The organism is Sphingomonas albertensis, from assembly GCF_014358075.1.
In the GTDB taxonomy this organism is placed as follows: domain Bacteria; phylum Pseudomonadota; class Alphaproteobacteria; order Sphingomonadales; family Sphingomonadaceae; genus Sphingomonas; species Sphingomonas albertensis.
Window position 1 is genome coordinate 1 of record NZ_JACONT010000007.1, and the last position, 13026, is coordinate 13026.

The following is a 13026-nucleotide window of genomic DNA, read 5'->3' on the forward strand; positions in this document are numbered from 1 at the left end:
GCCACCTCACAACACCGTCAAATGCTTTTTTACAGTTTGAGGTCAGTTTTTCGGGCTTTGGAGCACAGACGCCTCCCGGCCCTCCTAGCGGGGGTGGCGGCGCGCAAGTGCAATGCCCGCCAGGTTTTGCGCTCGGCCGATATGGCGGATGCGAATGGAGTCGAACCCGTGGGCAAGTTCTGCGAACCTCGCGCGATGGGCTTCGAGTGCCGCGGTGCGGCAGCGCGCCGTGCCGTTGGCCTGGGTCACAACGAGGGTCGAGTCGCCCAGCAGGACGATGTCGCGTTCGCCGTTCTGCCGGGCAACTTCGAGGGCTTGAATGGCTGCGAGCCACTCCGCATCGCTGTTCGTGCCGTGGCCGTAGTCGGGCTGGTAATATGTCACGCCCTTCAGGACGACGGCGCACTCGATCGCGCCCGGGTTGGGGCGACAGCCACCGTCGAAAAACAACTTCGTGCGTCGGCCCGACGGCATCACGGCTTTGCCGATGGCCGCTTGCGCGATGCCAGCGCCGCACTGGTCACGAGCAGACCGATGCCCGTGACCGTTGCCCCACGGCGTACGGCACGTAATCCGCCAAGTGCCAACAGCGACGCGGGGAGGCTTCCATCGGCGCCAGCTATATGCGCGAGTGCAAGCTGCCCTGCCCTCCCGGATGGTGGTGGAGGTGGCGGTGCAACCGTTGGGCGTTGGATGGCAACGGTATCCGCGACGGTGGCGCCGCGATCTCCCAACGGTTGCGCTGCGCCGGTCGTCGTATCGTGCTTGGTCTGGTGCTCGAGTTCGGAATTTAGTTCGGCGCCGAGCAGGAAAACATAGGCCGACAACCAGAGCCAGGTCAGCAACACGATGACCGCGCTGAGCGATCCGTAGGTAGCGCCGTAATTGCCGAAGCGCGACACATAGACACCAAAGCCGATCGTGGCGGCCAGCCAAATCAGCGTCGCCGCGAGTGATCCCGGGGTAAGCCACGTCCATTTCGCCCTGTGGCGGTTTGGGCCGAACCGGTACAGGCACGCCGCCGCGGTCACGCCCAGGGCTGCGAGCACCGCATAGCTGACGAGCCGGATCGCGACGAGCAGGACGTGGGGGGCGTTCGGGATCAAGCCGTCGAGCAACGCGAACGCCGCAGTCGACAGCGCCGCGACCAAGGCCAGCACCACCGCGCCGCCGGTGATCGCGAAGGCGAGTAGGTTAAGCGTTATAAACCCGCGGGTCTCGCGTTGTTCATAGGCGATGTTGAGCGCGGTTACGATCGACGAGGCACCCTTCGTGCCGCCATATAGAGCGATACCGAGCGCGATAACGAGACCGAAGCCCTTTTTGCCTTCGGACGTGCCGACCACGGTGGTGAGCTGATCGCCGATTACGCGCGCGGCATCGTCGGGCAGGACGTGGAACAGCGCACGGATGTTGGCGACGACGGTTTCGGTATCGGCGACGAGACCGTAGATCAGCACGATCGAAGCGAGCAGCGGCACGATCGCGGCGAACCCGTAGAACGCGGTGCCCGCCGCGATGAGGCCGATATTGTCTTCGCCCGCCTCGGTCCAGGTCCGCTTCAGGACTTTCCACCATTCGCGGGCCGACATCGACCACGGGCTGGTGGCCTCATGCTCGGCTCGTAACTCACCTTTGCTCAGCGTCTTGCCCCTTAGTCCCGGTATCCTCCGACCTAACGCGGTGCGCGCGCAAACGTGCCGTCAGAGTTGCCGCAAGGCCTGTGCCGGTCGCGCACCGAGGATCGGCCACGCACCGATCAACCCGATCGCCATCGTCAGCCCCGCCCCGCCGATCAGCGTCGCCGCGACCGCCGCATAATCCGGCAGCCACTGAAAGCTGAACAGCTGCGTGACGACATACCACGCGCCGGCGAGTCCAAGCGCGAGCGCGAGGAGCGACAGCACGATGCTCAGGAACGCGTATTCGAGCGCCTGGACCGCGAGCACCTGGCGTCGCGTCGCGCCGAGCGTGCGCAGGATCACGCCGTCATAGGTGCGCGCCTCGCGTGCGGCGGCGATCGCACCGATCAGCACGGCAATACCGGCGAGGATCGCGACCGACGCCGCCGCCGTGATCGCGGTTGCCATCTGCGAGACGATCGCGCGGACCTGCCCCAGCACGCCGCGCACCTCGATCACCGACACCGACGGGAAGCGGGGCAGCAACGCGCGCATCACCATCGATTCCTCGCCCGGCGCGAGATCGATCGTTGCCGCCAGGTTGTGCGGCGCATCCTCGATGGCGTTGGGCGAGAACACCATGACGAAGTTGAAGCCAAGCGTATCCCAGCTGATCCGCCGGAACGACGCGATCCGCGCGGTCCGCTCGACGCCGAGCAGGGTATAGGTGAGCGGATCGCCGATCTTGAGATCGAGCACTTTCGCCAGACGCTCGTCGACCGAGACCAACGGTGGGCCGCGGTAATTGCGCGGCCACCAGCGGCCGGCGGTCAGTTCGCTGCCCTCGGGCAAGGTCGCTGAATATGTGAGACCGCGTTCGCCGCGCAGGGCCCAGGCTCCTTCAGGCAAAGTCTTCAGGTCGGCGACGCGCGTGGTCCCGTAGCCGGTGATCGTGCCGCGCATCGCCGGCACGGTGCGGATCACCGGGTGGATCGCGATACCCTCGATGGTGCGACGAAAATCGGCTTCGCGATCGGGCGGGACGTCGAGCGCGAACAAGGCCGGCGCGCGCTGCGGCACGGTGCGCTCGATATTGGCGTCGATGCTCGTGCGGATCGCCGCCAGCAGGACGAACAGGGTCAGTCCCAGCCCGAGCGCGACGACCAGCGTGCCGGTCCTCGCGCCGGGCCGATGAAGACCTGCGATCGCCAAGCGGAGCAGCGGGCGCCGCGACCGGGGCAACAGCGCCGCACTCCGTCGAACGCCCCATCCGAACACGGCCAGGAGTCCCAGCACGCCGGCCACCGCCGCCAGGAACCCGGCGCTCAACGCGGGTTGTTCGGCGGTGAGCAACGCGAGCGCGACGATCGCGGCGCCGGCGCCGACCACCCATGGCAGGGTCTTGCGAAGCGGCACGCGCCGTTCGCCCGGCACGCCGCGCAACAGTCCGGCGGCGGGAATGCGGCCGGCCTCGATCAACGGCGGCGCGGTAAAGGCAAGCGCAATCAACATGCCGTAGGCCGCGGCAAGTGCCAACGGCGCGACCTGGAGCGTAAAACGCGGCGCGACGGGCAGCACCTCACCCGCCAGCCACACGATCAACGGCACGGTGAGGACGCCTGCGACAAGGCCGGCGGCGATGCCGATCGCCGCGACGACCGCCACTTGCAGCACGTAGATCCGCGCGATGATCCCCGACGTCGCGCCGAGTACCTTCAACGCGGCAATGCTCCCGCGGCGAGCGGCGAGATAGGAGGATACGCCGTTGCCGACGCCGATCCCGGCAATGACCAGCGCCGACAGCCCGACCAGCAGCAGGAACTGCCCCATGCGGTCGACGAAGCGTTCGGCACCGGGTGCGGCGCGATCGCGCGTCTTGGTTTCCCATCCGGCGGTCGCGAACGCCGCCTTGAAACGGTCGACGGCACTGGTCGGCGATGCGCCGGTCGGCAGGCGGACGCGGTATTTGCTTTCGTACAGGCTGCCGGGCTGGACCAGGCCGGTTCGCGCGATCCCCGCCAGCGAGACGATCGCCACGGGGCCGAGCGTAAACCCCTCGCCCAGCCGGTCCGGCTCGCTCGTGACGATACCGCCGACCGTGAAGCTCGCGGTGCCAAGCTTCAATTGCGCGCCGGGCGCGATCCCGAGGCGATCGGCCAGCGCCGGGACGATCAGGACGGTGTTCGCATCGAGCGCCTTCGCCGTATCGCCGCGCAGGGCCAGCGTACCGTACAGCGGATAAGCGCGATCGACGCCCTTGAGTTCGATCGGGACGCTGTTGGTGCCACGCACCGCCATCGCCTGCATGCGCACGGTTTCGGAGACAGTCCCTAGCCGCGACATCGCAGCACGTTCGGCGGGGGTCGCGGCGCGCTGAGACGCGGCGAACTCGACGTCGCCGCCGAGGATCGCGCTACCGCGAGACGCCAGTTCGGTGTCGATCGCGCGCGTCAGGCTACCGATCGCGGCGAGCGCACCAACGCCGAGGAACAGGCACGCCAGCAACAGGCGCAATCCGCGAAACCGCAGGTCGAGTTCGCGCCGCGCAAGCCGCCACGCCAGCCGCCAGTCGTTCACCGCAACCGGTCCGCGACGATCCGGCCATCACCAAGCTCGACGATCCTGTCGCAGCGTGCCGCCAAGGCGGGATCGTGGGTGATGACGATCAGCGTCGCACCGGTAGCGGCGCGGCGGTCGAACAGCAGGTCCATGATCGCAGTGCCGGTCGTCGCATCCAGGTTGCCGGTCGGTTCGTCGGCGAAGACTATATCCGGCCTCGGCCCGAGCGCACGGGCGATCGCCACGCGCTGTTGCTCGCCGCCTGACAATTGCGTCGGATAATGGCCGATCCGGTGCGAAAGGCCGACTGCGCCCAGTTCGGCCTCGGCGCGCGCGAACGCATCGGGCATGCCCGCCAGCTCCATCGGCACCGCGACATTCTCCAGCGCGGTCATCGTCGGCAACAGGTGGAAGGCCTGGAGGACGATCCCGATCCGGCCCCGCCGCGCCCGCGACAACGCGTCCTCGTCGAGCAAGCCGAAATCGAGCCCGGCGACCTCCACCCGCCCGCCGCTCGCCTGTTCAAGCCCGGACAGGATCGCCATCAACGACGACTTGCCCGACCCTGACGGCCCGAGCAGCGCGACGCTGGTGCCGCGGGCGATATCGAGATCGATGCCCTTGAGGATCGTCGTGGCAGCGGTGGCGGCGCCGAGTGTCAGCGTGACATCACGCGCCGAAATCACCATATCGGCGGAAGCAGGTTCGGACATGGAGACCAATATCTTGGAGAAACAGATGCGACGCTGGCCTCTTTATGGGGGCGGACTGGCGCTTCTCCAAGCCGCGCTGTTGAGCGCGTGCGACCGGGCGGCGGAAGCCCCTGCCCCGGCTCCAATCACGAACGCGGTCGCACCGGTCGTGGAAGCGCCCGCCCCGAGTGGACCCGAGCGGCTTATCCTGGCGTTCGGCGACAGTCTGTACGCGGGCTATGGGCTCGACCGCGGCCAGAGCTTGCCGGAAGCGGTACAGGCCCGACTGCGGCGCGATGGCATCAACGCGAAAATCGTCAACGCCGGCGTCTCGGGCGACACTAGCGCGGCGGGGCGGCAGCGGTTCGCGTTCGCGCTCGACAACATGGCGCGCAAGCCGGACCTCGTACTGATCGGGCTCGGCGGCAACGACGTGTTACGGCAGATCTCGCCGGCCGAAACGCGCATGAACATGACCGCGATGCTTGACGAGGCGAAGCGGCGCGGGATTCCAGTCGTGCTGACGGGCATGATGGCGCCGCCCAACCTAGGACCGGACTTTTCGTCGCAGTTCAATGCGATATGGCCCGATTTGGCCAAGCGTTATGATGCGACTCTGTATCCGTTCATTCTGGATGGCGTGATCGGCAATGCACAGTTGATGCAGGCGGATCACATCCATCCCAATCAAACCGGCGTGAACAAGATTGCGGACCGGGTCGCACCGATCGTCGAGACTGCTTTGAAAAAGGCCGAATGATCGGAAATACTTGGCAGGCGGTTCTCTGTTCGGGTCGCAAATAGTCGGCGGGGCCGTCGCACGATCGTCCAGTTTCGTCACGTTGCGTCGCTTGCATTCCCCCTTTCACAGGGGGCGCGGTTGGTGCAACGCCGACAGGAGGGATACAGAGGGCTAGGACACACAGGGCGATGCAATGCAATTGAGCGGTTTGATCGCACGGCTTGGTCGACATCTCGACCTCACCGATGCGGAGCGCGAAGCGATCACACGGGCGGAGCGGGGCGAGCGGCGGTTGAAGGCCGGAGAGATCCTGATGGCGGAAGGCGGCGAGAGCCACGCGCTGTACGTCGTGCGCCAGGGGTGGCTGCATTCCTCGACCAAGCTGATCACCGGCGGCCGGCAGATCCTGCGGTTTCATTATGCAGGCGACCTGATCGGCACGTCGAGCATGGCCTGGTCGCAGGCGGCGGCGACGCTGACCGCGATCTCGGACTGCTGGGTGATCGAACTGCCGAAGACCGAGCTCGGACTGCTGTTCCGCGCGCAACCGCGGATCGCCGGGCTGCTCTATGCCATCGCTGCCGCCGAGAACGTCGCGATGAGTGACCGGCTGACGACGATCGGGCGGATGGGCGCGAGCGAGCGGCTGTCGACGTTGCTGCTCGACATCATGGCGCGGCTGCGGGTGACGGCGGGCGGGATCGTCGACTCGTTCGACCTGCCGCTGACGCAGACCGATATCGGCGATGCGCTGGGGCTGACCAAGGTGCACGTCAACCGGACGATCCGGGCGCTGGAGAAAGCGGGCGTGATCGAGCGGAACGGGCGTCGGGTGCGGATCGTCGACGAGGCCGCACTGGTCGCGACGACCGGGTTTACCGATCGGTATGGCGAGATCGAGACGGCCTGGTTGCCGCCGGCGGTTTGAGAACGGTCGTTTGTTGATCCTCCCCCGCCCGGGGGAGGTGGATGGCTGTTGCCAGACGGAGGGGGAGGAAGCGAAACGCCTGCTCTGTGTCCTCCCCCTCCGTCAGGCTCACGCCTGCCACCTCCCCCTAGCGGGGGAGGATTGGCTCAGGTGCGGTCGACGACGAACAGCGTGACGCGGTCGTACTTGATGTCGCCGGGGTTGAAGATCGCGTCGGGGACGAACGGGCGATCGATCACCTCGATATCCTTCAGACCGGCGAGCTTGAACGTGCCGAGCTTTATCTCCTTGGGCGGCTGACCGTCGCGCTCCAACGTGATCGCGTCGACGAACACGTCGTCATGCTTGGTGTACAGGATATGCGGCGCCAGCGTGCAGACCATCCGGTTATAGGTCGCGGTGATGCACTGGCGCAGCGCGATCGCCTGCAACAGCAGCGCGTTTGCGTTGGACGGGGCAGACTGGGAAGGGGCGGACTGGTCGGGGGTCGAGGTCATGTTGTGCATCGCAGCATAAGTTAGGGGATCGGTGCCGTTAGGCCGAACGCGCTACATGCGACAAGGCCTAACTTGACGCCATAGCCGGTTTAGCCCGCCTGCTCGGCCCGGCCTGGCGCTTCGATCTCATCGGTGTGGACGTCGAAGCCGACCAACCGTGCCGGGCCGAAGCTGGTGGTCAGCGCGGTATCGGTCGCATCCCGACCGCGGGCCATCAGGATACGGCCGATCCGTGGACGATTGTGGCGTGCGTCGAGCGTATGCCACGTGCCGCCGAGATACACGTCGAACCATGCGGAAAAGTCCATCGGCGCGTCGACCGGCGGGATGCCGATGTCGCCGAGATAGCCGGTGCAATAGCGTGCGGGGATGTTCATGCAGCGGCACAAGGTGACCGCGAGGTGTGCGAAATCGCGACAGACCCCCTGGCGTTCCTGGTAGACGTCCCACGCGGTCTTGGTCGACCGCGCGAAATGATAGCCGAACTCGACATGGTTGTGCGTGAAGTCGACGATCGCCTGGACGCGCTGCCAGCCGGCGGGTACGTGGCCGAACAGCGACCATGCGGTCTCGGACAGGCGGTCGGTCTCGCAATAGCGGCTGCCGAGCAGGTAGATCAGGATGTCGTCGGGGAGGTCCTGTACCGCGTGCTGGATCGCGTCGGGGGAGACCGGGTCCGGCAGGCCGCTGTCCTCGATCGTGAAGTCACACGACAAGGTGAGGCCCCCGCTCGGCACCGTGAACCGCGTGCAGACATTGCCGAACGCATCGAGATAATCATAGGTCGGCACGTCGGGATCGGCGGCAAGCCGGTGCGGCGTCACCAGATCCTTGTTGCGCGACGGGTGCACGCTGAGCATCGCCAGCATCGGGGTTTCGACGTCGGTTTCGAAACGAATGTCATAGCCAGCCCGGATCAGCATCGATGTCCCCCTTGTCGCGCCATTAGTCACGCTGTGTGTGATGATTGGTGGTGGTCGGAGGCCTCGTTCGAGTCTTCGTCGACGGTGATGTCGACCGACACGCTCATGTCGAGGAAGCTGCCGGGAAAGCCGCTCCAGGTGCCGGAGACGGGCACCGCCTGGTAGATGTCGCGCGCGACGGCGACGCGGACGAGGCCGCGGTTGCCGACGATGCCGTTGGTCGGATCGAACTCGACCCAGCCCGAACCGGGAATATAGACGCGGACCCAGGCATGCGTGTTGCCGCCGCCGGTGCGATGTTCTCGACGTGTCGGATTGTAGACATAGCCCGATACGAACCGTGCCGCGAAACCGAGCGCGCGGACCGCCTCGATCATCAGCATCGCATAGTCTCGGCAGGTGCCCTTGCGCTTGGCGAGCGTCTCGATCGGCGACTGCGTACCTTTTTCGGGGCGCTGCACATAGGTGAACTCGCGCTTGATCGCAGCGGTCATCTCGGAGAGCATGGCAAGCGTATCGGTCTGCCCGCCCGGCGCGACGAACCGCCGCGCCCAGCTGTCGATTTCGCGGAGCGGATCATGATGCTGGCGCTCGATCGAGCGGAGCAGGTCGGGCATCTCCTCCGACGAATAGGTGAACGGATAGAAGCGCGCGTAGCGTTCGATATCGACGTTCTGCAGTTCGGCGGGGGTGTGATCGAGCCGGACGCGGCTGTCGATCACCAGGTCCTTGGCGCGCTTGTCGAAGGTGGCGATCGCGACCGCGTTGCCGAACACGTCGTGCAGCCAGCGGACATCGGAGGGCTCCGGAGTGATCGTCAGCTGCGTGTCGATCAGATGCTGGTCGTAGCTTTCGCGCGGCCGGACCATGATCCGGTGCTCGCCGAACGCAACCGGTTGGCGATACGAGTATTTGGTTACATGAGAGAGCGTTAGAGATGGCATCGAGGATCCACGTCGCATGAACAGCACTGCCAGCCAAACGCTGCTTGGGACCGAAGATGCCGCACCGGTCGTGGTAATCAACCCCAAAGGTGCGTCATCGTTCCTGTTGATCGGCGATCATGCGGGAAATGCCGTACCGAAGGCGCTGGGGTCGCTGGGCCTGAGCGATGCGGAGTTGTCGCGGCACATCGGCTGGGACATCGGCATCGGCGAACTGGGGGCGCTGCTTGCGGAGAGGCTCGACGCGGTGTTCGTGCGGCAGAGCTATTCGCGGCTGGTGATCGACTGCAACCGGAGCCCGAGCCAGCCTGATGTGATCGCCGAGGTGAGCGACGGGACCGTGGTGCCGGGCAATGCGAGGCTCAGGGAGGCCGATCGTGCGGCGCGGTTCGCCGAGATCCACACACCGTATCAGGCGGCGATCGCGGCGGAGATCGCGCGGCGCGATGCGGCAGGAATGACGACGGTGCTGGTCGCGCTGCACAGCTTTACGCCGGCGATGAAGGGCGCGTTGCGCGATCAGGCACGACCCTGGCATATCGGGATCCTGCACGACGGGGGAGACACCGCGTTCGCCCATGCACTGCTCGATGTGCTGCGCGACGAGGCAGACCTGGTGGTGGGCGACAACGAACCGTACCGGATGGACCTGATCGACTACACCATCCCGCGTCATGCGTATCCGCGGCGGCGGCTGTATGCGGAGATCGAGGTTCGGCAGGATTTGTTGGGGTCGGACGAGGATTGTGCGGTGTGGGCCGAGCGGCTGGCGCAGGTGCTGCCGGCGGCGCTGGGCTAGCTGTAGTTTCGGTATCTTCGATCCTCACCCGCTAGGGGGAGGTGGCTGGCGCTTGCCAGACGGAGAGGGAGGAAGGGTGTAACCGCTGTTCCGTGCCCTCCCCCTCCGTCGCCTACGGCGCCACCTCCCCCTTGCGGGGGAGGATCAGGGTGCTCGGGGTTCGGTTTGGCCGTGGATTCGCAGCCGCAATCGGATCGCGGATCGTCTTGGCGGTCTGGTGCGTTCGCTCGTAGGCCAAAGATGTGACCACCCCTCTATTTGAAACTCGAGCCTGATGCAGTCCACGCCCCCGCCCCCGGCGCCCGACCAGATCCCAATTCCGGCGCAGGAGCGGTACAAGGCCCTGTTCGAGGCGATCGACGCGGGATTCTGCATCATCGAGGTTCTCTTCGACCAGCATCGAACGCCGGTCGATTACCGTTTCGTCGAGGTCAACCCGCAGTTCGAGCAACAGACCGGGCTGCTTGACGCGGTCGGCCGTACCGCACGCAACCTCGTTCCCGATCTCGAGCACTTCTGGTTCGAGACGTACGGCCGGGTCGCACTGACCGGCGAGCCGGTGCGGTTCGATCATGGCTCCGACCCGATGGATCGCTGGTTCGAGGTGCATGCGTTCCGGATCGGTGCGCCCGACGCGCATCTCGTCGCGATCCTGTTCAACGACGTATCGGACCGCCGCCGCGCCGCGTTGCAGACCCAGGAGAGCGAAGACCGCCTCACCCAGGCGCTGACCGCGGGCAACGGGATCGGCACCTGGGACTGGGACGTCCCCAACGACAGGATCAAGGCCGACGAACGGTTCGCCCGGCTGTACGGCGTGCCGGTAGAGATGGCCCGCAAGGGCGCGCCACTCGAACGGTATTTCGCCTGCGTCCATCCCGACGATCTGCCGGCGACCCGCTGCCGCGTGGCCGATGCGATGGAGGCGGGCGGCGACTTCTCCGCGGAATACCGCGTGGTCCAGTCCGACGGCGCGATCCGGTGGATTGCCGCGCAGGGCCGGTGTCGGCTGGCGGCAGACGGCTCGCCACTGCGCTTTTCGGGTGTCAGCTTCGACATCACCGAACGCAAGCAGGCTGACCTGCGGCAGCACGCCTTGCTCGAACTGGGCGATGCGATCCGCGACCTGACCGAACCCGACGAGATCGCCTATGCCGCGTCGGCCATCCTCGGCACCGCGTTGCAGGTCAGCCGGGTCGGCTACGGCGTCATCGACACGGTGCGGGAGACGATCACCGTCGAGCGCGACTGGAACGCGCCGGGGATCGCGACCATCGCCGGAACGCTCCGGTTTCGCGACCACGGATCCTATATCGAGGACCTGAAGTTCGGTCGCACCGTCGCCATCGCCGACGTCGATCTCGACCCGCGCACCCGTGAAACAGGCGACGTGCTGAAGGCGATCAGCGCGGCGGCGTTCGTCAACATGCCATTGGTCGAGCAGGACGATTTCGTCGCCTTGCTCTACGCCAATCACGCGACGCCGCGCGTGTGGAACGAGGACGACCTGCTGCTGATGCGCGAGGTCGCCGAACGCGTCCGCGCCGCGACGGAGCGCCTGCGTGCCGAGAATGCCCGCCGCGCCAGCGAAGAACAGTTCCGCGTGTTCGCCGAGGCGGTGCCGAACCAGATCTGGGCGGCGCGACCGGACGGCTATCTCTATTGGTTCAACCAGCAGGTTTATGCCTTCAACGGTCTCGAACCCGGTGCGCTCGACGGCACGCGCAGCTGGGCGAACCAGGTGCACCCGGAGGACTCTCCTGCCGCAACAAAGGCTTGGAAGCGATCCCTCACGACCGGTGAGCGCTACAGCGCCGAGTTTCGCGCGCGGGGCAAGGACGGCATCTACCGCTGGTTCCTGGTCCGCGCCGATCCGGTCCGCGCCGCCGACGGTACGATCCTGCGCTGGGTCGGCACCAACACCGATATCGACCACAGCCGCCGCCAAGCGGCCGAGCTGGTCCGCTGGAACGAGACGCTCGAGGAGCAGGTCGCAGCCCGCACGCGCGACCTGATGGCGACCGAGGAAGCGCTGCGCCAGAGCCAGAAGATGGAGGCGGTCGGCCAGTTGACAGGCGGAATCGCGCATGATTTCAACAATCTCCTGACCGGCATTACCGGCAGCTTGGAACTGCTCGGCATCCGCATCGCACAAGGGAGGCTGAACGATGTCGAGCGCTATTCGATCGCCGCGCAGGGCGCCGCCAAGCGCGCGGCGGCGCTGACCCACCGCCTGCTGGCCTTCTCCCGCCGGCAGACGCTCGATCCCAAGCCGACCGACGTCAACCGGCTCGTTTCGGGGCTGGAGGATCTGGTGCGGCGGACGGTCGGTCCCGCCATCGAGGTGGAGGTCGTCGAGGCGGTCGGGCTGTGGACCACGCTGGTCGATCCGAACCAGCTGGAGAACGCGCTGCTCAACCTGTGCATCAACGCGCGCGACGCGATGCCCGAGGGCGGGCGGCTGACGATCGAGACCGCCAATCGCTGGATCGATGCACGAACCGCGCGCGAACGCGAGCTCGAACCCGGCCAGTATGTCTCGCTCAGCGTATCGGATACCGGCACCGGGATGCCGCCCGAGGTGATCGCCAAGGCGTTCGATCCGTTCTTCACCACCAAGCCGCTCGGGCTCGGAACCGGACTTGGATTGTCGATGATCTACGGGTTCGCGCGACAGTCGGGCGGCCAGGTGCGGATTTATTCCGAGGTCGGCGACGGCACCAACGTCTGCCTCTATCTGCCGCGGCATTTCGGCGAGGCGGAAGGCGCCGGCGTCGATGCCGAACTCGCCGACGCCCCGCGCGCGCTCGACGGCGAAACCGTGCTGGTGGTCGACGACGAACCGACCGTGCGGATGCTCGTAATCGAGGTGCTGGAGGAACTCGGCTATGCGGCGATCGAGGCGGCGGATGGTGCCTCCGGGCTCAAACTGTTGCAGTCGTCCGCGCGGATCGACCTTCTGGTAACCGATGTCGGGCTGCCGGGCGGGATGAACGGACGCCAGATGGCCGATGCCGCACGCGTCGGGCGGCCCGACCTGAAGATCCTCTTCATCACCGGCTATGCGGAGAATGCAGTGGTCGGCAACGGCTTCCTCGATCCGGGTATGCACGTGATGACAAAGCCGTTCGCGATGGAAGCGCTGGCCGGGCGGATCAAGGCGTTGATTACCGTGGGATAAGTTTGCGCGTTGCGACGATCTTGAACCCGGTCGTCGATCGGTGCGTGTCGTCCGCCCGCCCCTGACGGCATGGGCTTCGTGCCAGACGGCGCGATGATCTGTGTTGCCTTGCGGTAACAGCCTGACTCCCAAGTGCGGA

11 protein-coding genes are annotated in these 13026 nt (G+C 66.3%); 4 read left to right on the forward strand and 7 right to left on the reverse strand.

Annotation, left to right across the window (positions count from 1 at the left end; genetic code table 11):
• Positions 1 to 84: 84 nt before the first annotated feature.
• From H8S47_RS04905 to H8S47_RS04920, 4 genes are all read right to left on the reverse strand, one after another.
• Positions 85 to 450 (reverse strand): reverse transcriptase-like protein, encoded by a 366-nt coding sequence (locus tag H8S47_RS04905; protein ID WP_328805428.1) that lies wholly within the window; start codon positions 448 to 450, stop codon positions 85 to 87.
• A gap of 23 nt (positions 451 to 473) precedes the next feature.
• Entirely contained in the window at positions 474 to 1592 is a 1119-nt protein-coding gene (locus H8S47_RS04910) for a YihY/virulence factor BrkB family protein (protein ID WP_187502803.1), read from the reverse strand.
• A gap of 111 nt (positions 1593 to 1703) precedes the next feature.
• The gene (locus H8S47_RS04915; protein ID WP_187502804.1) at positions 1704 to 4199 is read right to left on the reverse strand and encodes an ABC transporter permease; all 2496 of its coding nucleotides are present in this window, start codon (positions 4197 to 4199) and stop codon (positions 1704 to 1706) included.
• The gene (locus H8S47_RS04920) at positions 4196 to 4894 is read right to left on the reverse strand and encodes an ABC transporter ATP-binding protein (RefSeq protein WP_235982611.1); all 699 of its coding nucleotides are present in this window, start codon (positions 4892 to 4894) and stop codon (positions 4196 to 4198) included. The genes H8S47_RS04915 and H8S47_RS04920 overlap by 4 nt, the downstream gene beginning before the upstream one ends.
• A 25-nt stretch (positions 4895 to 4919) precedes the next feature.
• On the opposite strand from H8S47_RS04920, the gene H8S47_RS04925 reads away from it, so the two are divergent.
• Together H8S47_RS04925 and H8S47_RS04930 are read left to right on the forward strand one after the other, a co-directional pair.
• Positions 4920 to 5633 carry an arylesterase gene (locus H8S47_RS04925; protein ID WP_187502805.1) on the forward strand — a complete coding sequence of 238 codons (714 nt, stop codon included), beginning with the start codon at positions 4920 to 4922 and terminating at the stop codon, positions 5631 to 5633.
• Positions 5634 to 5814: 181 nt separating this feature from the next.
• Positions 5815 to 6543 carry a Crp/Fnr family transcriptional regulator gene (locus H8S47_RS04930; protein WP_187502806.1) on the forward strand — a complete coding sequence of 243 codons (729 nt, stop codon included), beginning with the start codon at positions 5815 to 5817 and terminating at the stop codon, positions 6541 to 6543.
• A gap of 146 nt (positions 6544 to 6689) precedes the next feature.
• On the opposite strand, the gene H8S47_RS04935 is transcribed toward H8S47_RS04930, so the two are convergent.
• The 3 genes from H8S47_RS04935 to H8S47_RS04945 form a co-directional block, all read right to left on the reverse strand.
• Positions 6690 to 7040: a WYL domain-containing protein gene (locus H8S47_RS04935; RefSeq protein ID WP_398456556.1), complete on the reverse strand. Its 351-nt coding sequence runs from the start codon at positions 7038 to 7040 to the stop codon at positions 6690 to 6692.
• Between the two features lie 89 nt (positions 7041 to 7129).
• The gene (locus tag H8S47_RS04940) at positions 7130 to 7963 is read right to left on the reverse strand and encodes a transglutaminase-like domain-containing protein (protein WP_187502807.1); all 834 of its coding nucleotides are present in this window, start codon (positions 7961 to 7963) and stop codon (positions 7130 to 7132) included.
• Between the two features lie 26 nt (positions 7964 to 7989).
• Positions 7990 to 8907, reverse strand: coding sequence for a transglutaminase family protein (locus tag H8S47_RS04945; protein ID WP_187502808.1), 918 nt, complete (start codon positions 8905 to 8907; stop codon positions 7990 to 7992).
• Positions 8908 to 8923: 16 nt separating this feature from the next.
• On the opposite strand from H8S47_RS04945, the gene H8S47_RS04950 reads away from it, so the two are divergent.
• Both H8S47_RS04950 and H8S47_RS04955 read left to right on the forward strand, forming a co-directional pair.
• On the forward strand, positions 8924 to 9706 hold the full coding sequence (locus tag H8S47_RS04950; RefSeq protein ID WP_187502809.1) for an N-formylglutamate amidohydrolase: 783 nt from the start codon (positions 8924 to 8926) through the stop codon (positions 9704 to 9706).
• 274 nt (positions 9707 to 9980) lie between these two features.
• Complete coding sequence (locus tag H8S47_RS04955; RefSeq protein WP_187502810.1) at positions 9981 to 12887, forward strand: PAS domain-containing protein; 2907 nt, start codon at positions 9981 to 9983, stop codon at positions 12885 to 12887.
• The last annotated feature ends 139 nt before the right edge of the window (positions 12888 to 13026 follow it).